The sequence below is a fragment of the Amycolatopsis speibonae genome (assembly GCF_042647925.1).
GTDB lineage: Bacteria > Actinomycetota > Actinomycetes > Mycobacteriales > Pseudonocardiaceae > Amycolatopsis > Amycolatopsis speibonae.
Genome location: NZ_JBHRWK010000092.1, coordinates 1 through 17622, shown reverse-complemented (window position 1 = coordinate 17622; position 17622 = coordinate 1). Strand labels below are relative to the sequence as shown.

Sequence of the window (17622 nt, the reverse complement as noted above, 5' to 3'; positions counted from 1 at the left end):
CATCTCCTTCTCACCGCCGGATTCCGCCGTCGAGTACCCGCCCGGAGGGAGGTCACACTCAGGCGCGGTCGACGAGGTGTGCGATCTCCTCGATCGCCAGCCCGGGCCTCGGGGATCGAGGCGAGCATCCACGCGAGGAGCGACTTGGCCGTGAAGCTGGTCCTAGACCTGGTCACGGGGTACCGTCCGATGCCAGTTGCGGGAGAACGTCCTTCGTTCTCCTTCGTAGCCGTCGAGCCGGGCGTCGATCACGAACTCGGTGGGTGTGCAGGACACCCGGGTGCGGGTTTCGGACCTGGCTTCCCAGTCACCGCGGGCGAAGGTCATCGACCACGCGGTTTCCGCGACCGGGGAGCAGAAGTCGTCGGCCTTCCACGAGTACGTCTCGAACACGTTCCTCGTGACGTCGAGATCGATGTCCTCGAACCGGACCTTGCCCTCGTTCTTCACGATCTCGAGCGCCGACCGGTAGTCGATCAGGTCACGCGACACGGTCCAGCGCTGCTCCCCCGGCTCGACCTGCGTCGCGGGCAAGGGCTCCGCTCCCTCGGGCTCGCCGAACGGACGCGCCGGGACCTCGTCCGCTTCGGCGATCGGCCGGACCGGCAGGGTGAGCGCACTCTGTCCGGTGTGGACGGTCACCCTCGCCGCTTCCGGCGGCGGCCAGGCCAGTGGCCAGTACGACGACGAGATCGACAGCCGGATCCGGTGCCCGGCAGGGAAGGCCTGCGCGACGGCGTTGAGCTCGACCCGCACTCGATAGCGTTTGCCCGGTTCCAAGGGCTCCGGGTCGTCATGTCCGTCGCGGTGGGTCAGATTCAGCAGGCCGTAGGTCACGCGAGTGGCCCGGCCGTCCGACGCCACGTCGGACAGCCGGACGGCGACCTGGGCCACCGGCTTGTCCGCCGAGACCTCCAGATCCACCACCGGCGAACCGAGGATCTCGCACGGCTCGGTCAGTTCGTCGGTGTCGAACACCAGCGAACCGCCGTCCTCTTCGCGCTGGTCGTACGGCAGATCAGGCGGCGCACTGTAGGACGCCCACTTCCCCGCGAACTGACCGACGGACAGCGGCGATTCCACCGCCAGCTTCTCCGCCGGGACCTCCTCGCCGGGGCGGGCGATCCGGTGCCGCGCCAGGCGATGCTCGGACAGGTGCACATGTGGTGAGGGCCAGGACGGCTCGCCCACCCAGCGGCCGGGGCGGTCCTCGTAGGACGTCGAGGGTGGCACGCTGTCCTGCATCCAGGTCAGAAGCATCGGCCCGTCCATGACACCGTTCTCGACGTCCTTCAGCCAGTGATCCCACCAGCGGACGAGTTCCTGCAGGTAGCCGATGGCGGGCCCCGGCTGCCCCAGATGCGGGTACTTGTGCGACCACGGCCCGATGAGCCCGCGGCGCGGCACGTCCAAGTTGGCCAGAAGACGGGAAACGGCGTTCGAATAGCCGTCCGCCCAGCCGCTGGAGGCGAGCACAGGCACCTGGACGTCGCTGTAGTTCTCGCAGACCGACGCGTGCCGCCAGTAGTCGTCACGGCGCTGGTGGCTCAGCCATTCGCCCGCCCAGAGGGTGCAGTTCTCCAGCCGTTCGTGCCACAACTCGCGCCACCGGTCCCCCGCCAGCGCCGGATCGGGCGGCAACGTGGCGTAGGCGAACATCGTGGACGCTTCGGCGACGTTGTCCGACAGCAGGCAGCCGCCCATGTAGTGCATGTCGTCGGCGTACCTGTCGTCGGTGAAGGACGAGATCGCGATCGCGGCCAGGCCGGGCGGCTTGCGCGCGGCCACCTGCAGCGCGGCGAACCCACCCCAGGAGATCCCCATCATCCCGGTCCGGCCGGTGCACCACGGCTGCTCGGCGATCCACTCGAGGACCTCTTCCGCGTCCTGCTGTTCCCGTTCCAGGTACTCGTCGGCGAGCACCCCCTCGGATTCCCCCGAACCGCGGATGTCCACGCGGACACAGGCGTACCCGTGCCCCGCGAGATAGGGGTGGTGGATCGAGTCCCGTACCGAGGTCAGGTCACGATGCCGGTACGGGATGTATTCGAGGATCGCCGGAGCCGGCTCGGCGTCCGAAGCGATCGGACGCCAGATCCTCGCCGAGAGCCGGACGCCGTCGGACATCGGGATCCGGACGTGGTCTTCCCCGGTGATCTCGTACGGCAGCGACGCCACCGTCCGCATGGGCTATCCCTCCTCGAATTCGAACCGCAGCGTTTCCACGCATCGGCGGTATTTGGCCTTCATCTCCCGTTCGGTCTGCGCGGCGACGAAGAGGTGGGCGAGTTCGTAGCTGTAGCTGTCCTGTTCGGGCAACTCCGAGAGCCGGACACCTTCCTCCGCCACCACATCGATCTTCACCCCCGGGATCTCCGACCGCAGCGTGGCGATCTCCGCGCGCGTGGGCACCCGGGTGACGAGCGCGTCTTCGAAGCGGCGGTAGTACCACTTGCCCGCGATCTGATAGTCGCCCCGTCGCCGTCGTTCGCCGGGGTCCTCACCGAGGCCCAGCCGCAGCATGATCTGGTGGTTGGGCGAACCGTCGACGTACTCGAAGAGTTCGGCGTGCGACTGCGAATGCCGCGGGTTGATCTCCAGCAGGCACACCTGACCGGACTCCGGATGACAGAAGAACTCGATGCTGAACGTGCCGTTGTCGTAGCCGATCCGCTCCATCACGCGGACCGAGATCTCCGTCATCCGGCGGACGACGTCGTCGGGCAACTGCGACGGGTACTGATGTCTTTCGAAGCAGGGCGAGCCGTCGTAGTTGATCGAGTCGAGCGCACCGTACACGGTTACCCGTCCATTGTGGACATAGCCTTCGGTCGCGGCCTGGACTCCGCTGAGTTCACCTTCCGCGAGGCACGCGGCACCACCCGCGTCGGCCACCTCCGCGGGGAGCCTGACCTTGCCGAGGACGAGATCGAAGGGATCGCCGACCCTGCCGACGCCTTCCCGGATCTCGGCGACGGCCTTGTGGAACTCGGCTTCGTCGCCGACGTGGAAGGCCAATTCGGACGAGAACGACTTCACGGGCTTGAGCCACATGGGGTAGTCGACTCCGTCGGGTGGCCGGGGGGACTCTTCGTCCAGATCGACGATCCCGAACGCGGGCACCTCGTCGATCACCTTCGCCTGTTCGAGGCGGCTCCAGTACTTGTGCTCGCATTTGAGCACGGCTTCGAGCGGTACGCCGGGCAGGCCGTACTTCTCGCACAGCATCGCCACCATCGTCGAGGACGGGAAGTCCCAATAGCTGACTATCGCGTCGATGGAGCCGTCGAAAGCGTCCAAGACCGCTTGCGCCTTTTCCATGAGTCCGACGATGCGGATTTCCCCGTGCTGGAGTTCCTCGACAGTCGACAAGGGGTGGAAGTGGTACCTCTCCGCGCCCGGCATGCGCCGCAGTACCTCTTCGTTGCCCTCGTCGAGGCCGATGACGAAGATGTTCTTCTCCGGGGACCTGGGGGCTGGGTTCATGGCCGACGACTACCCGTTCGAGTGAACGCGAAAACCCGGCCGGCGCTGGTTTGCCCGCACGTCCGCACGGGAATCCGGGCGTCATGAACGAGTTGCCCGGCACACGTTCCCTGTGGCTCGACACCGCTCCCGCCCCCGACAGGACCGGCACGCCGTTGCCCCTGGAAGCCGACGTCGTCGTCTTGGGCGGTGGCATCGCGGGACTCACCACGGCCTACCGGCTGGCGAGGGCGGGCCGTTCCGTGTTGCTCCTCGAAGCCGGCCGCCTGGCGGCGGGCGTGTCCGGGCACACCACCGCCAAGCTCAGCACCCAGCACGGGCTGAAGTACGCCTCCTTGGCCAAGACCAAGGGCACCGAGGCCGCCGCGACGTACGCGTACACCCAGGCAGCCGCCCTGGACTGGATCGCCGCCGCGTCGGCCGAACTCGGCATCGACTGCGGTTTCACGCGTGCCGACAGCTTCGTCTACACGACCAAGCCCGAAACCGTGGAAAGCCTTGAGCGTGAAGCGGAAGCGGCCGCCGAAGCCGGGCTGCCCGCCACCTACGTCTCCGACGTCGACCTCGACGTCCCGGCGCTCGGCGCGGTCAAGTTCGCCGCACAGGCTCATTTTCATCCGCGTCGCTGGCTGCTCGGTCTCGCCGACGAGATCGAGAAGACCGGGGGCACGATCGTGGAAGGTGTCCGGGCCGAGGGCGTCGACGAACTCGGCGGAACGAGGGTGCGGACCGGTAGCGGCGAGGTGCGGGCGGGGGAAGTCGTGGTGGCGACGCACTACCCCGTGTTCGACCGGGGCCTGTACTTCGCCCGGCTCGATCCGGTGCGCGACCTGGTGGTCGCCGGACCGGTCGAGGGAAACCGCCCTCCGCAAGGAATGTACCTCGACGCCGACACCCACCACTCCGTCCGTGGCTACCTCGACGAGGGTGTCCCCTACGCGATCGCGGGCGGCGAGCACTACCGCGTCGGCGATTCCGTCGACGTCGAAAGCCGGTACGAACGCTTGGCCTCATGGGCGGGCGAACACGCCGGTGTGCGACGGGTGACGCATCGCTGGTCCGCGCACGATCTGTCCACACTGGACTCCGTGCCTTACGTAGGGCGCTACCATCCGGCGAGCCGTCACCTCTGGGTCGCCACCGGGTTCGGGCAATGGGGCATGACCGGCGGGACCGCCGCGGGTCTCCTGCTGGCGGACCTCCTGACCGGCCGCGACAATCCCTCGGCGGGTCTGTACGACCCGAACCGGTTCGACCTCCGCTCCGCGCTCTCCTCCGTGGAGAACAACGCCACCGTGGCCAGGTTCCTGGTCGGCGATCACCTCAGCGCGCTACGGAAGCCCGCTTCCCTGGACGACCTCGTTCCCGATGAGGCCAAGGTGACCCGCGACGGCGGCGAACTCGTCGCCGCCTATCGCGATCCCGCCGGGGAGCTGCACGCCGTCGGTGCTCATTGCACCCATCTCGGTTGCCTGGTGGCGTTCAACAACGCGGAAAAGACCTGGGATTGTCCCTGTCACGGCTCGAGGTTCGGCCTCGACGGTTCGGTGATCCAAGGCCCGGCTGTGCGTGCACTGCCGAAGAAGGGTGCACGGTGACGGCCGGGATCGAGATCGAGGAGGAGTTCCTCCTGGTCGATCCGAGAACGGGGGTGAGCTGCCCGCGTGCCGAGGCGGTGATCGCGCGGCAACGGATCTGCTGCCCGCTACCGGACGGCGCCGCCGTGCACCGCGAGCCGCGACCGTCGCGGATCGAGTCTGTCTCGGGCATCTGCGGCACAGCCGACGAGCTGTACGAGCACCTGACCGCGGGGCGGCGCGCGATCGCCGAGGCGGCGGCCGGCGAGGACTGCGCCATCATCGCTTCCGGCACTCCGTTGCGGCACGCCGGCGTCGCCAAGGCCTGCGAAACCTGCGGATGTCACGTCCACGTCGGCGTACCCGACCGGGAGACCGCGATCGCCGTCGTGAACCAGCTGGCCGAATGGCTGCCGATCCTGCTGGCGTTGTCGGCGAACTCCCCGTTCGACCGCGGTCTCGACACCGGGTACGAGAGCTGGCGGACGATGGAGCAGAGCCGCTTCCCCTGTTCGGGCCTCCCGCCCCGTTTCACCGACGCCGCCGACTACGACCGGCAGGTCGACCGCCTGATGGATTGCGGCGTGCTGGCCGACGGGAACCAGACGTTCTGGCTCGCCAGGCCGTCTTCGCACCGGCCGGCGGTCGAAGTCCGTGCCGCCGACACCGCGTCCACTGTGGACGAGGCCGTCCTGCAAGGACTCCTGACCCGCGCGCTGGTGATCACCGCGCTCGACGACCTCGACCACGGCGTGGCGGCCACACCGCTGGATCCGCAGGTCGCCGCGGCCGCCGTCTGGTCGGCCGCCCGGTACGGGCTCGCCGGCCCCGCTGTCGATCCGGTCGCGGGGAAACCCGTCCCCGCCGCCGACCGGATGGCCGCGTTGATGGGGCTTGTCCGGCCGGCGCTGGAGGACACCGGTGACAGCGATCTGGTGCGCACCCTGCTCGACAGGCTGGAGCGCGAAGGCACCGGCGCCGAACGGCAACGCCGGGCCGCCACCGACGGGGACGTCGCGGTGTTGCGAATGCTGACCGAGGAGACGGTTCCGCACCCGTAGATCGGGTACTCCGCGATCATGACGACGATCGACCGCACGATGGGCGCGACGCTGCCCGAGATCCGCGGCCCGCTCTCGGCCGCCGTGGTGGACACCCTGGCGGGCGGCCGCCGCGACGACTTCGACCTGGATGCCGTCCTCGGCGCCGATCCGTTCGGAGAGGACCTCCAGCTGGCATTGCACGTCTGCTACGAACTCCACTACCAAGGGTTCGCCGAGGTGGACGACGGCTGGGAATGGGACCCGCGCCTCCTCGGCTTCCGCGCCGCGTTGGAGAAGACGTTCCTCGAAGGCATCCGCGCCGCCGTGCCCGGTGGGGACGACGTCGGAGCCCTGCTCGACGAACTGCTGATCGAACCTGTCGACAGCGAAGGCGTCTCACACTTCCTTCGTGACGAAGGCGAATGGTGGCACGTCGAGGAATACTTCGCCCACCGGTCGATCTACCACCTCAAGGAGGCCGACCCGCACGTGTGGGTGATCCCGCGGCTGCGCGGCCGGGCCAAGGCCGCGCTGGTGGCCGTCGAATTCGACGAATTCGGCGGCGGACGGGCCGATCAGGCCCATTCACGGCTGTTCTCCGATCTGCTGACCGGGGCCGGCCTTTCGCCGGGCTACCTCGCCTACCTCGACCACGTTCCGGCCCGCACGCTCGCCACGGTGAACATGATGTCGCTGTTCGGCCTGCACCGCGGTCTTCGCGGTGCGCTCGTCGGTCATTTCGCCGTCACCGAGATCACCACCGGTCCCTCGGCCCGGCGGATGGACGAGGCACTGGGCAGGCTCGGCGGGGCTGCCGAATGCCGCCACTTCTACACCGAACACATCGAGGCCGACGCCGTGCACGAACAGGTACTGAGGCACGACGTAGTCGGCGATCTGCTGGAGCGGGAGCCGGAACTGGCCGCGGACATCGTCTTGGGCATCCAAGCCACCGACCTGCTGGAGAACCGGCTGACCGAGCACCTCCTCGGTGCCTGGTCGGCCGGTGAGACCTCACTCCTCAGACCGGTGCGTCCCCTGCCGTGACCGGCGACGGTGACTGGTGTCGCAGAACGGGTAGCGCTTGCTGCGACGGCAGGCGCAGAGCGCGACCACGAAGCGATCGGACGTCACCGTTTCGCCGTCCGGAGTGAGGACCTCGACGGGCCCTTCCACCAGCAGGGGCCCGCCCGGTTCGATCCGCACGCGGGTCCTACGCCCGGTCGGCATGGACCACCACCGGCTCTTCGCGGCACTGCCCGATGATCGCGGTCATGACCCCTCCAATGCGCCGTGGATGCTCATGGCTACCCCGGGCATGCGGTGTCAAACGTCCACAGTGGCCTGCCGGACGTGGATCAGAGCAGATCCAGGGCCCGGAGGACGAAGAAGCCCGCCACGCCCACGACGAGAATCCCGATCACGATGAGCGTGATCACGGCGGGCTTGCGCGAAGGGATCGGCTGCGGATGTGACAGACCCGAGGTCTGCCCGGCGTCCGGTGGGGTGTCGCCGGGGCGTACGGAGCCGCCAGGCTCCAAGCCTGGCGCGTCCTCTGGCTCTGGCCCGGGTGTGGTCATGTCTTCACCGTGACAGACCCACAGAGACCCGGCAGCGTGACGAACATGGGTTTGAACCGGCTTTCCCCGGGTCACCCTGCGCTCGGAACGGGGCGATTCCCGTTGCCGCGTCAAGCAGTCGGCGCCGCGTCGCGACGAGACGGCAAGGGGCGAAAGCATGGAATCGGAACTCGGCGAAGCAGTGGTCCGGGGATTGCACCGATACGTACGGCTCGTGATCGAGGAACTGAGGCTGAGCGGAAACGCCTACTACACCCATTTCGACCCCACCGTCGGCGCCTACATCGCCCTGGACCGGCGACTGCCCGGCCAATCCGAGTGCGACGTCGCCTTGGTGTGGAACGAAAGCACAGGGTGGGCCCTCGCTCTCGAAACCGACAGCCGGGAACATCTGCTCGTGGTCGACCGCCTGCGTGACGAGATCCTTCCGCCGCCCCGGGTGGTGGCCACCTTCGCGCGGGATGCCTACGCGGGGGAACCCATGGGGGACGAAGACGATGCCCCGCCGCCGATTTGCGAAGACCTCGCCGAGCGACTGACCGGGTACGCCTCCGCCACCCTCCCTGCCTAGGACAGTTCCCGGAGCGCGTCCGCCGGCAGCGGGTACACCGGGACGCGCAGGTCCAGGTCGAACAGCTGGGTCAGGTCGCGCTGGAGCGCGGGCGCGGTGTGCGTGTCGAGCTCCCCGGACACGTTGAGGATCAGCAGGTCGGTGGTCACGGTGTGCTCCCAGACCCGCGCCGGCGAGGCTCCGAGAGGCCGGGCGTGGAAACCCAGCCCTCCGGTGACTTCTTCGGCGAGAGCGTAGGCGGAATGACCGTTGACACGGTGGGGCGAGCAGGACGAAGTCATCGGTGGTCTCCCGGTGATCGGGACGACACGGCCGTCAAGCAGCCCGCGCTCTGTGCACGGAAAGGAAACTCGCGGGTACGCGTCGCCAGGCCGCACGTTGACCCGAGGACGGGTGCTGCGGCGGACATCGGCGTCGTGCACGCGAAGCTGCGGACTGGACCCCACGCGGCTCCCACCGTACGCCGGTCGGCGGATCTTCACAGAAGACGTGGGCCGAGATGTCTACGAACCGCATGTCGCGAGGTGTTCACCGCCAGCGCTCCGGGACGCCACCGCGTCCCGGGACCGACCTTGCGTTGTGAAAGGCGACGAAGGAGGCGGCCGTGCCCAGCTCTGAGGGTCTCGTGGACAACAGCGTGTGCGCGATCCTCGGTTCGATCGCGCACACACCGCAGGCCGAACCCGACGTCGAAACGACTCTCGCTGCGATAGTGAAAGCCGCCGTCGACTATGTGACCGGAGCTGAATACGGCGGGATCTCCCTGGTCGAACGCCGTCGCCGGATCCGGACGGTCGCGCCCACCGATCAAGTGGTGGCCACCATCGACGAGGTGCGGTACCGGACCGGACAGGGCCCGTGCCTCGACGACGATCGCGGAGCACGAAGTCCATTGCACCGGCGACCTCACCACCGAAGCCCGCTGGCCGGCGTTCACCCCGGCCGCCGCCGATACCGGGGTCCGCTCGATGCTCTCCTACCGGCTGTTCGTCAGCGAAACCACGCTCGGTGCCTTGAACCTCTACTCACGCGGCATCGACGCGTTCGACGATCAGACCCAGCGGGAAGGTGACGTGTTCGCCTCCCACTCCGCGATCGCCCTCATCGGAGTCCAGAACGAGGCCCACCTCAACGCCGCGCTCGAGCACCGGGACGCGATCGGCACGGCCAAGGGAATTTTGATGAACCGTCACGGAATCGGGCCCGTCGAGGCGTTCCGGTTACTCGTCGAAGCCTCGCAGGCGGCCAACCTGAAACCGCACGAGGTCGCCGCCTGGCTCGTCGATCATCACCTCGACGTGTGAGCGAGCGCGAACCCGACGACGACATCGCGTGTGATGCCACCCGCTTCGGGTACCAGATGGACGGTGGCCGGCTTGTTGAGCAGACAGCGGTCGGCCACCGCCTCCACTCACCCCGGAACAGGAGAACGTCGTGACCGAGGTCAGCCGCGTCGTCGAAGTACCCCCGGAGGCCGTGTTCGCCGTGCTCGCGGACGGCTGGCTCTACTCGGGATGGGTGGTGGGGAGTTCGCACATCCGCGACGTCGACGAACACTGGCCCGCCGTCGGCTCCCGCGTTCATCACAGCGTCGGGCCGTGGCCGATGCACATCCAGGACGTCACCGTGGTGAAGGCCGTGGAGCCCGGCACTTTCCTTTCGCTCGAAGCAAAGGGCTGGCCACTCGGCACGGCGCAGGTGGGCCTCACCCTGACCCCTCATGGTGAGGGGAGGACAAGGATCCGGATGACGGAACACGTCGTGCGCGGTCCCGGCAAGGTGCTCCCGGAGGCCGTTCAGGCGCTCATCGCCACACCCCGCAACAAAGAAGCTCTCGCCAGGCTCGCCGACCTGGCGGCCGGGAAGTACGCGAACCGGAAGAGCGCTCAGTCGTAGACCGCCCGGTTCGCGGCCCGGATCACCGCCGCGTAGCCCGCGCCGAGCAGGCCGGCCCTGGCCAGCGCGGCACGCGCCGCGTTGGCTCCGGGCCCGCCGTGGACGGCCCCGCCGGGATGAGCCGCGGCGCCCGCGAGGAACAGGCGGTCCACCGGGGTGTCGGCCCTGCCGAGGCCGGGCACCGGGCGGAAGAACAACTGCTGGTGGATGGCCGTGGTACCGCCGTTGATCGCGCCGCCCACCAGACCAGGATCGTGACCCGCCAGTTCGAGAGGTCCCTGGACGTACCGGCTCCGGATCAGATCGGTGAACCCCGGCGCGTTCTTCTCGACGGTCCTCTCGATCCTCGCGACCTGCCGGTCCAGCGCCGTCCGGTCCTCCATCACACCACGCGGGACATGGGTGTAGGCCCACGCCGATTCGGTGCCCGGTGGCGACCGATCCGGGTCGCTCGTCGTCATCTGGCCGAACAGCAGGAACGGGTCCCGCGGGCTCCGTCCCCGGACCAGGTCGCCACCGAACGCCGAGAGACCGTCCAGATCGGCGCCGAGGTGGATCGTGCCCGCTTCACGGGCGCCTTCGGCCGTCCAGGGAACCGGGCCGGAAAGCGCCCAATCCACCTTCACCGTGGCGCTGTCCCACTGGAACCTGTCGAGGTCTCCGAGCAGCCGGGACGGCAGCCATTCCGGACCGACCATCCCGCCGTACAGCGTCGGGGCGGGCACGTCCGCGAGTACCGCCTCGCGGGCCCGGACCAGGTCGTCCGCACCGGTGCGCACGCCCATGGCGCGGCCGTCGGCGACGAGTACTTCCGTTACCGGACAACGGCATCGCAGCCGTCCGCCGCGGGCGACGAGCCGTCGTACCAGCGCGGCGGTCAACTCCCCGGCCCCGCCGACCGGGACGGGAAAGCCCGCGTCCTGGCCGATCATCGCGAGCAGCCAGCCGAAGACCGCGCTACCCGCGTTGTCCACGGAAAGGTCACTGTGCGCGGCGTTCCCCGCCAGCAGCAGCCGCGCCCCTTCACCGGCGAAATGCTCCTCACCGAAGCGGCGCGCGGGCAGGGTGAGCATCCGGGCCAGGCGAAGCGCGTCCGCGGTACCCGTGCGGCGCAGCAGCCGCACCGCCGGCCGGACCGGCGGGAACGGGGTGAACAACGCGTCCAGCAAGGGCTCACGGATGTACTGCCATTGGGCGAACAGGCTTCGCCAGGCCGCACCGTCACCCGGTGCGAAGTCACGGACGGATTCGGCCGTCCGTTCGATGTCCCGTGACAGCACCACGCAGCGGTCGTCCGGCAGGACGTGGGCGAGCACTTCGGGCGCGTGCCGCCAGCGCAGGCCGTGGTCCTCGAGGCCCAGCCGCCGCATGACCGGAGACACCGCGGTGAGCGGGAAGAAGGCACTGCAGAGGTCGTTGCGGAAGCCGGGTCCGGTGACCTCGTCCGTCCTCACCGTGCCGCCGGGCTGCTCCGCCTGTTCCAGCACCAGGACGGACCATCCGGCGTCCGCCAGGAGGTTCGCCGCCACCAGGCCGTTGTGCCCGGCGCCGATGACGACGGCGTCGAAGGTTTCCGTGCTCACTGGTCTCCTCCGATCGTCAGGACTGGGACCGGTGGCTCGGCCGGGCGCGGGCGAGCGAGCGGAGCCGGGGCAGGAATCCGTCACGGCGTGGCGAGGCGAGCGGCGGGCTCGCCTCACCCGCTTCGGCCCGGAGCCCGGCGACCAGGTCCGCGACCACCTGCGCGGCGTCGTACCGAGGTCGCCAGCCCAGCGCGGTCTCGGCGTACACGGCGGCGCGGACGAGCGGCCGGGGCGCCGGGACACGGATCCCGCCGAGCGGTCCGGCCAGCGCGGCGGCGCCGAGGATCCCAGGCGCGGCCAGGTTCATCGCGCCGGTGAAACCACTTTCGAGCACGAGGCGGATGGCTCCGGCGACATCGGCGCTGTGCACCGCCTGGGCCCGCAGGTCCGTCCACAGTGGAATGGGCAGCCGCCGGTCGCCCACCAGCCGAGCGGGCAGGGCCGGACCGGGCAGCCAACGCTGGAACTCCCCCGCCGCCCGCCGCCGCAGGATCGCGCACGGCCGCAACCGGGCCACCCCGACCTCCGGATAGTTCTCCTCGAACCGGTCGAGCAAGTTTTCGAGGGCGGCCTTGCCGCGACTGTAGGCGCTGGTCTCGATGCCGTCGCACGGCATGTCCGCGGCGACCTTCTCCCAGCGCGGCGCGGGTGCGTAGGCGGCGACCGACGAGAGGGCCACCACCCGGGGGACCCCTGCCGCCACCACCGCGTCGAGCACATGACGGGTCCCGTGGTCGTTGGTGTGCCACATCGGCGGCTCACCGCGTTCCGGCGCGCACCAGCTCGCCGCGCGATACCGCGCGACGGTGGTGTCAGGCAGTCTCCTGGCCACGCCGACCAGCTCGTCGCCGCCGGATTCGAGGACGTCGAGCAGGGCCGTTCCCACATTCCCGGTGGCACCGGTGACCACGATCCGCACCCCGACCGCTTACCCCTGCTGTCTCCGGCGGAAACCACGCCACCCGGACAGGGTCACTCCGACATCTGACAGTGCCTTTCAGGCGCCGAGGCGACTGTAGAGGCGTGCCGCGAGGGTGGCGGCGAGCTGGTTGAGAGGTCCGGTGGGGTCGTGGAGGGCGTACTGGCCCAGCAGTTCCGCCATGACATGGGCCTCGGTCTCCGACATCAGCGCGACGCAGCGGTCGCGGCGGCCCTGCTCGGCCAGGCGTCTGAGAGTGTCGGCGTATTCCTGCTGGTCGCGAACCCCGGTCAGGCCGAACGGGTCCTGCCGTGCGGTCGAGTCGGTCATTCCGGCCTTCCCTTTCGAGTGATGTCGTCCGTCGCCGCCCCCGCGGTGACCTGCGGATCTGCCGCGCCGGCGTTCTTCCACGCCGGCATAGGAGCAAATCTATGGTGGCGGGGGTAGACATTCAACCTCAGGTGTGTGTAGTGTTCTCCTCGTACCGAGAGAGACAACGTCAAGCAGGCGCGGGAGATGACGCAACTACCCGCGAAGTGAGACAAGGCGGTCAGGCAGGACGAAGCCAATCGGTGAACAGGTTTCGACTGGTGACCGGAGAAGTACCGGGATCAAGAAGTGAAGACGCAAGCAGCAATGCCGATCCCGGCGAAGTAATGCATGAGTGGTAAAAGCAGTACGCAGTTGCAGGTCAGCAAGTAGTTACAAGAGCAGTGGCAAGTCAGCAGGTGCAGTACCGGTCAGACGCCCGGAGCCGATCTTTGACGGGCTCCGGGCGGTGACCAGCGGCATGACGCGTGCTGGGACCGATCAGGGAAAGGGTTCCAGCCGGTCATGTCCTCGCGAATCGCAGTACAGGCAGTACCCGGTAAGAGAAAAACACAGGATAGAAGGGAACGGGAACATCATTGGATCGCCCGCTGCGGCTATGCAGTAGAGCCGCGCGGGTGCCGCAGGCCCATCGGATTGGAAGGTGGTTCTCGGTTACGAACAAGCGATCTCCGCATCGTCCGCCTCTCGGACGGACACCGCGGATGCAGGACTCCGGCTTCACTGCCGGTAGACAATGGTGAAGACCCAACCCCTGGGACCCCGGTCGCCACAAGTGGCGGCCGGGGTCCCTTGTGATGTGGAGGTGGAATGATTCCTGACCAACGCGAGACCCCCGCCGCGATTTCAGGCGGGGCCGACAAATTCGACGACGACCATTACCCCGCGTACACGATGGGCCGCGCCGCGGACATGCTGGGTGCCACCCAGAACTTCCTGCGCAGCCTCGACGAAGCCGGCCTGATCACACCGCAGCGCTCGGCAGGCGGACACCGCCGCTACTCCCGGCACCAGCTGCGCATCGCCGCCCGTGTACGGGAACTGGTCGACCAGGGCACCGCTGTCGACGCCGCCTGCCGCATCGTCTCCCTCGAAGACCAGCTCCACGAATCCCAGCGCCAGAACAACGAACTCCGCGCCACCGAATAAGCCATCAGGTCGGGGTCTGCCGCCGCACCTCGCGGCACACCCTGATCCGTTCCCGACTTCCGGTGGCACTTCCCGCGAGAGTGGCGGAGCCATCACCGCTACGCTGCTTCCTGGGCTACATGCTGTGGTCGTCCAGTTGCAGGCGACGAGTGACGACGTCGCGGGCGAGGTCGGTCACGGAACGGTCGTCACGGAAGGCATAGGCGCGCAGCCGGGCGAGTGCCTGATCGGGCGGGATGGCAAGGGTGACGGCGAGCTGGCCCGCGGCTTGCCGAACTTCTTCCCGGTAGCGGCCGAGGCCGTCGCCGCGACCGGATTCACTCATGACCAAGCTCGCCGCGCTCCGCCGCGCCAGGGGCGACAGCCCGTCCCGAACGCGATGGAAATCGCGTGATTCCGACGCGGTCAAGGCGCCGGGCATGGCCCGGTAACCGGTAACGGCGCCGAACGTGCGGTCGTGGTCCCGAAGCGGGGCGGCGATGACGGCCCGGGCCGGAGACCGCATCGCGGCAGGCAGGAACAACGGCCAGCGGGCCTGGTCGGTGGCTGCCAGATCGGGTTCGGAAACCGTGTAGCCCTCCTGGGCGGCTTCCAAGGTGGGACCGTCACCGAGGGTGTACTGAAGACTGTCCAGCTCGGGCCCTGGCCCGTCGGCAGGGTCGCACCACACCAGTTCCAGGGTTCCGGCACCGCTGAGCAGGTCGACGGTGAGGGCATCCAGACCGACAAGCACAGCGATGCGCAGAGAAGTGACGGCGCCGAGGTGCTGCTCCTCGGCAGCCGCTCGCTGCAGGCGAGCGAGAACGGTCTCGAGGTCATCGGGCGGCGTCATACCGTCGCCACGGGATCCGCCACCTCGAGCATCGCCTCGACGGCGGCGAAGTGGAGTTCAAAGTTGTGCAATCGAAGTCACCTGTCGAGTGGATTCCTCGACCGCGGTGACGAACATCCAGCCACCGGCGAGTCAAGGACGGTTACCCCGCGGAGGGGCACGTCATGCCCGCTGGCAGGTGCTCGGCTCGCCTCGTTCTGGGTGGCCCGCCCAAGGCCACAATCCGACCGATTCCACACAGTCTGAACGACCTCACGATACGTAACCCATTGTAGCGCTGCCGGAAAGGGTGAACGCGGCCGGGCATCTCGGCCCGTCAATGTCGGGTACGTCCGGTGCACGGGTATCCGCGGAGGTCGATGGCGTCCGCGGGCGGGGTGGCGAATCGACGTGTGAGGCGGCTGATCGCGGGGTTGGTCCTGTCGAACCCTGACTCCTGGAGAGCCAGCCGCACCCGGGGCCCCGGGTGCTCGATCAACAGGCAGTGCCCCGCGGGAGGAGCCGTGCCCTCCCCCGGGTCACCCGCCGCGTCGGCCAGATCCGCGGATCGGCTCCCGTCTGGCAGAGCGGACAACGCCGTCGAAGTCGCGCGGGGAGGGAGATCCGGCGGTCCGGGAGTTCGAGCAAGACGCTGCCCGCTCCCGGGTCCCGCACGTGGAAAGGAGAGGCCGTCACGGCGTCTCACGGAGTCGCCGACACCGAGGTTCAGGAAGAAGGTGACGGCGGCGATCGGGGCCAGCGGCTCAGGATGGTTGCCCTGCCATACCTTGTTCCGGACGTGGCGCGCGATTTCCTCGTCGGGCACGGCCTTCAGCGCGTCGATCAGTTCCTCTCGGACAGCTCCGATGTGGTCGTTCGAGCAGGCGGGGTCGGCGACTCCGATCCCCAGCGGGAAGGAGGCACGCAGCCGTTCGTCAGCACCGACCAGCGAGGTGAGCACTTCGATCACAGCGAACTTGGTGACGACATGGATCCCGATGGTCAGGTGCGCGGAGACGTCCCCGAGAGCGGCGGCGGAGTGCGGCCAGCCACGAGGCAGGTACATCACGTCACCCGGCTCCAGGATCTTCTCGATGGCCGGAGCGTCCTCGCGCGCCCGTGCCGCGACAGGGTCGGCGTGGTCGTTCCAGGACTGGTCGCGTAGCGGCGCCGGGTGCACCGGGGCGTATACCTTCCAGTGCTTGCGGCCCGCGAACTGGAGAACGAAGACATCGTGAACGTCGTAATGGGCGGCGAACCCCTGTGACCGGTGAACGAACTCGAGTCGAGCACCGATCCCTCGCGGGCCGACCGCAAGAACGGTGTGCGCAAGCCACGACGCGACAGGATCTCATCGATCCCATCGAGGTCGAGCAAGTCCTGAAAACCACTCTCGTCCCGCCATGACCACGGCTCTCGGCCCCAGCACCGCGCGGCGAGCTTGTCGACGTCGCGACCGACCAGCCAAGCCAGCGCGTTACCGGCCGGCGCCGGGCCGCTCATGATGCTCGGCCCGGTGCCGGTGATCGGCTCGCTCCGCTCAGCTCGCACCACTGTCCTCGCCGCCGTCGTGCCCATCGGCGGCGCCCTTGCCCGCACCGAAGTCCGCGGGGCCTTCTGCTTCGTTGCCCGTGGTGGTGGAAATGTCGTCGTCGTTCAGGCTCACGTCGGTTCTTTTCGGATGGTCCGGCCGGTCGCCGGAAGCATCACCCCATGGCTACCCGCTGGAAGGCCGGTATACACCTGATCCACCGGGCACGGACGGGTTTCGGTGGCGAACCTCATGTCTTGCCACCGTGAACGTTTGGCCGGGCGCGGGGCGGGGCAAAGAGGAGTCAACGGTCCCCAACGCCAGGCCGGTTCGATCCGGCCACCGGAAAAGAAAGAGTCATCGTGATCATTCTCGGAGTCATCATCCTCGTCATAGGCCTGATCGTCGGCATTCCCGTGCTGACCACGATCGGCGCGGTGGTCGCGGTCGTGGGCGTCGTTCTCGCGGTTCTCGGCGGAACCGGACGCAGGGTCGGCGGCCGCGCCCATTGGTTCTGAGCGAAACCTTCCGAAAAGCGGTCTCGGTCCACTTTGGACCGAGACCGCTTTTCGCGTCGGCTGAGCGTGGCGGTCGCCACGGCCCACGCCATCCGTACGCCGGATACCAATTCCAGTGCTCCCGCGACGAAACAGTCCAGATGGCCTAGCGGCTCCACTCCGAAAGGGACAGCCCACTTCGCGCGTCGATGACGCACTGCGGCTGACCGGAGCGTCACCGACTGGCGGCGATCGCGATCTCTGACAAGATCGATTCCAGTCGCCGATCGGGGCGGCGAGAAGATGGGGCAGGGCTACCCGGGCCGTGCCGGGCGCCCGGCCCCATCCACGGACGACGAACCAAGGCACGAGCAAAGCCGACGCGTGGAGAGGCCACGCGTCGGATCCAATGCCTCCTCGACGTGGACCGCGACACACGCCACTTCCTGCGCGCCCGACTTTTGAGGAACGATCGTTCTTGACTGATCGTTCCTCAAAAGTCTATCGTCGTGGCATGGGCAGGCCAAGGGCGTTCGACGAGGACAAGGTGGTGCGCGCCGCCGTGGGATTGTTCGGTGGCCGCGCGTACGACGGGGTGTCCATCGACGACCTCGTCACCCACCTCGGCGTGCACCGCAACAGCCTGTAC

19 protein-coding genes are annotated in these 17622 nt (G+C 68.5%); 8 read left to right on the top strand and 11 right to left on the bottom strand.

Features of this window, described 5'->3' with window-relative positions:
- Nucleotides 1–162 precede the first annotated feature (162 nt).
- Nucleotides 163–2187 (bottom strand): CocE/NonD family hydrolase, encoded by a 2025-nt coding sequence (locus ACFOSH_RS38955; protein WP_378245904.1) that lies wholly within the window; start codon nucleotides 2185–2187, stop codon nucleotides 163–165.
- 3 nt (nucleotides 2188–2190) lie between these two features.
- Nucleotides 2191–3486 (bottom strand): ATP-grasp domain-containing protein, encoded by a 1296-nt coding sequence (locus ACFOSH_RS38950; RefSeq protein WP_378245902.1) that lies wholly within the window; start codon nucleotides 3484–3486, stop codon nucleotides 2191–2193.
- An 83-nt stretch (nucleotides 3487–3569) separates the two neighbouring features.
- On the opposite strand from ACFOSH_RS38950, the gene ACFOSH_RS38945 reads away from it, so the two are divergent.
- The 3 genes from ACFOSH_RS38945 to ACFOSH_RS38935 are packed head-to-tail and all read left to right on the top strand — an operon-like array spanning nucleotide 3570 to nucleotide 7153.
- A complete protein-coding gene (locus ACFOSH_RS38945) occupies nucleotides 3570–5084 on the top strand; it encodes an FAD-dependent oxidoreductase (protein ID WP_378245900.1) in 1515 nt (504 codons plus the stop codon).
- Nucleotides 5081–6124 (top strand): carboxylate-amine ligase, encoded by a 1044-nt coding sequence (locus ACFOSH_RS38940; protein ID WP_378245898.1) that lies wholly within the window; start codon nucleotides 5081–5083, stop codon nucleotides 6122–6124. Before ACFOSH_RS38945 ends, ACFOSH_RS38940 begins: the two co-directional genes overlap by 4 nt.
- Before the next feature lie 18 nt (nucleotides 6125–6142).
- A complete protein-coding gene (locus ACFOSH_RS38935) occupies nucleotides 6143–7153 on the top strand; it encodes an iron-containing redox enzyme family protein (protein ID WP_378245896.1) in 1011 nt (336 codons plus the stop codon).
- On the opposite strand, the gene ACFOSH_RS38930 is transcribed toward ACFOSH_RS38935, so the two are convergent.
- On the bottom strand, nucleotides 7121–7336 hold the full coding sequence (locus ACFOSH_RS38930; protein WP_378245894.1) for a CDGSH iron-sulfur domain-containing protein: 216 nt from the start codon (nucleotides 7334–7336) through the stop codon (nucleotides 7121–7123). The genes ACFOSH_RS38935 and ACFOSH_RS38930 overlap by 33 nt on opposite strands.
- Before the next feature lie 128 nt (nucleotides 7337–7464).
- Entirely contained in the window at nucleotides 7465–7686 is a 222-nt protein-coding gene (locus ACFOSH_RS38925; RefSeq protein ID WP_378245891.1) for a DUF6480 family protein, read from the bottom strand.
- 157 nt (nucleotides 7687–7843) lie between these two features.
- On the opposite strand from ACFOSH_RS38925, the gene ACFOSH_RS38920 reads away from it, so the two are divergent.
- On the top strand, nucleotides 7844–8257 hold the full coding sequence (locus ACFOSH_RS38920; RefSeq protein WP_378245889.1) for a DUF6292 family protein: 414 nt from the start codon (nucleotides 7844–7846) through the stop codon (nucleotides 8255–8257).
- Here ACFOSH_RS38920 and ACFOSH_RS38915 read toward each other — a convergent pair.
- Nucleotides 8254–8406 (bottom strand): hypothetical protein, encoded by a 153-nt coding sequence (locus tag ACFOSH_RS38915; RefSeq protein WP_378245887.1) that lies wholly within the window; start codon nucleotides 8404–8406, stop codon nucleotides 8254–8256. The two genes, ACFOSH_RS38920 and ACFOSH_RS38915, sit on opposite strands and share 4 nt — an antisense overlap.
- Nucleotides 8407–9225: 819 nt before the next feature.
- Between ACFOSH_RS38915 and ACFOSH_RS38910 the strand changes: the two genes are divergently transcribed.
- Complete coding sequence (locus ACFOSH_RS38910; protein WP_378245885.1) at nucleotides 9226–9561, top strand: ANTAR domain-containing protein; 336 nt, start codon at nucleotides 9226–9228, stop codon at nucleotides 9559–9561.
- 130 nt (nucleotides 9562–9691) lie between these two features.
- A complete protein-coding gene (locus tag ACFOSH_RS38905) occupies nucleotides 9692–10153 on the top strand; it encodes an SRPBCC family protein (protein ID WP_378245883.1) in 462 nt (153 codons plus the stop codon).
- On the opposite strand, the gene ACFOSH_RS38900 is transcribed toward ACFOSH_RS38905, so the two are convergent.
- The 3 genes from ACFOSH_RS38900 to ACFOSH_RS38890 form a co-directional block, all read right to left on the bottom strand.
- Nucleotides 10144–11736 (bottom strand): phytoene desaturase family protein, encoded by a 1593-nt coding sequence (locus tag ACFOSH_RS38900; RefSeq protein WP_378245881.1) that lies wholly within the window; start codon nucleotides 11734–11736, stop codon nucleotides 10144–10146. The genes ACFOSH_RS38905 and ACFOSH_RS38900 overlap by 10 nt on opposite strands.
- 16 nt (nucleotides 11737–11752) lie before the next feature.
- A complete protein-coding gene (locus ACFOSH_RS38895; protein ID WP_378245880.1) occupies nucleotides 11753–12655 on the bottom strand; it encodes an NAD-dependent epimerase/dehydratase family protein in 903 nt (300 codons plus the stop codon).
- Nucleotides 12656–12733: 78 nt separating this feature from the next.
- Nucleotides 12734–12985, bottom strand: a complete 252-nt coding sequence (locus tag ACFOSH_RS38890; protein ID WP_378245878.1) for a hypothetical protein — start codon at nucleotides 12983–12985, stop codon at nucleotides 12734–12736.
- An 810-nt stretch (nucleotides 12986–13795) separates the two neighbouring features.
- Between ACFOSH_RS38890 and ACFOSH_RS38885 the strand changes: the two genes are divergently transcribed.
- Complete coding sequence (locus tag ACFOSH_RS38885; RefSeq protein WP_378245876.1) at nucleotides 13796–14134, top strand: MerR family transcriptional regulator; 339 nt, start codon at nucleotides 13796–13798, stop codon at nucleotides 14132–14134.
- 115 nt (nucleotides 14135–14249) lie between these two features.
- On the opposite strand, the gene ACFOSH_RS38880 is transcribed toward ACFOSH_RS38885, so the two are convergent.
- From ACFOSH_RS38880 to ACFOSH_RS38870, 3 genes are all read right to left on the bottom strand, one after another.
- A complete protein-coding gene (locus ACFOSH_RS38880; protein WP_378245874.1) occupies nucleotides 14250–14966 on the bottom strand; it encodes an ANTAR domain-containing protein in 717 nt (238 codons plus the stop codon).
- A 316-nt stretch (nucleotides 14967–15282) separates the two neighbouring features.
- A complete protein-coding gene (locus ACFOSH_RS38875) occupies nucleotides 15283–16242 on the bottom strand; it encodes a JmjC domain-containing protein (protein WP_378245970.1) in 960 nt (319 codons plus the stop codon).
- Between the two features lie 243 nt (nucleotides 16243–16485).
- Nucleotides 16486–16611, bottom strand: coding sequence for a hypothetical protein (locus ACFOSH_RS38870; protein WP_378245873.1), 126 nt, complete (start codon nucleotides 16609–16611; stop codon nucleotides 16486–16488).
- A 227-nt stretch (nucleotides 16612–16838) separates the two neighbouring features.
- Between ACFOSH_RS38870 and ACFOSH_RS38865 the strand changes: the two genes are divergently transcribed.
- Entirely contained in the window at nucleotides 16839–16994 is a 156-nt protein-coding gene (locus ACFOSH_RS38865) for a hypothetical protein (RefSeq protein WP_378245871.1), read from the top strand.
- Nucleotides 16995–17622: the final 628 nt, after the last annotated feature.

Bases quoted from the DNA above. Each gene is read 5' to 3' on its own strand.
- ACFOSH_RS38955 (WP_378245904.1), bottom strand. From the start codon at position 2,187: ATGCGGACGGTGGCGTCGCTGCCGTACGAGATCACCGGGGAAGACCAC.
- ACFOSH_RS38950 (WP_378245902.1), bottom strand. From the start codon at position 3,486: ATGAACCCAGCCCCCAGGTCCCCGGAGAAGAACATCTTCGTCATCGGC.
- ACFOSH_RS38945 (WP_378245900.1), top strand. From the start codon at position 3,570: ATGAACGAGTTGCCCGGCACACGTTCCCTGTGGCTCGACACCGCTCCC.
- ACFOSH_RS38935 (WP_378245896.1), top strand. From the start codon at position 6,143: ATGACGACGATCGACCGCACGATGGGCGCGACGCTGCCCGAGATCCGC.
- ACFOSH_RS38930 (WP_378245894.1), bottom strand. From the start codon at position 7,336: ATGCCGACCGGGCGTAGGACCCGCGTGCGGATCGAACCGGGCGGGCCC.
- ACFOSH_RS38925 (WP_378245891.1), bottom strand. From the start codon at position 7,686: ATGACCACACCCGGGCCAGAGCCAGAGGACGCGCCAGGCTTGGAGCCT.
- ACFOSH_RS38920 (WP_378245889.1), top strand. From the start codon at position 7,844: ATGGAATCGGAACTCGGCGAAGCAGTGGTCCGGGGATTGCACCGATAC.
- ACFOSH_RS38910 (WP_378245885.1), top strand. From the start codon at position 9,226: ATGCTCTCCTACCGGCTGTTCGTCAGCGAAACCACGCTCGGTGCCTTG.
- ACFOSH_RS38890 (WP_378245878.1), bottom strand. From the start codon at position 12,985: ATGACCGACTCGACCGCACGGCAGGACCCGTTCGGCCTGACCGGGGTT.
- ACFOSH_RS38885 (WP_378245876.1), top strand. From the start codon at position 13,796: ATGATTCCTGACCAACGCGAGACCCCCGCCGCGATTTCAGGCGGGGCC.
- ACFOSH_RS38880 (WP_378245874.1), bottom strand. From the start codon at position 14,966: ATGACGCCGCCCGATGACCTCGAGACCGTTCTCGCTCGCCTGCAGCGA.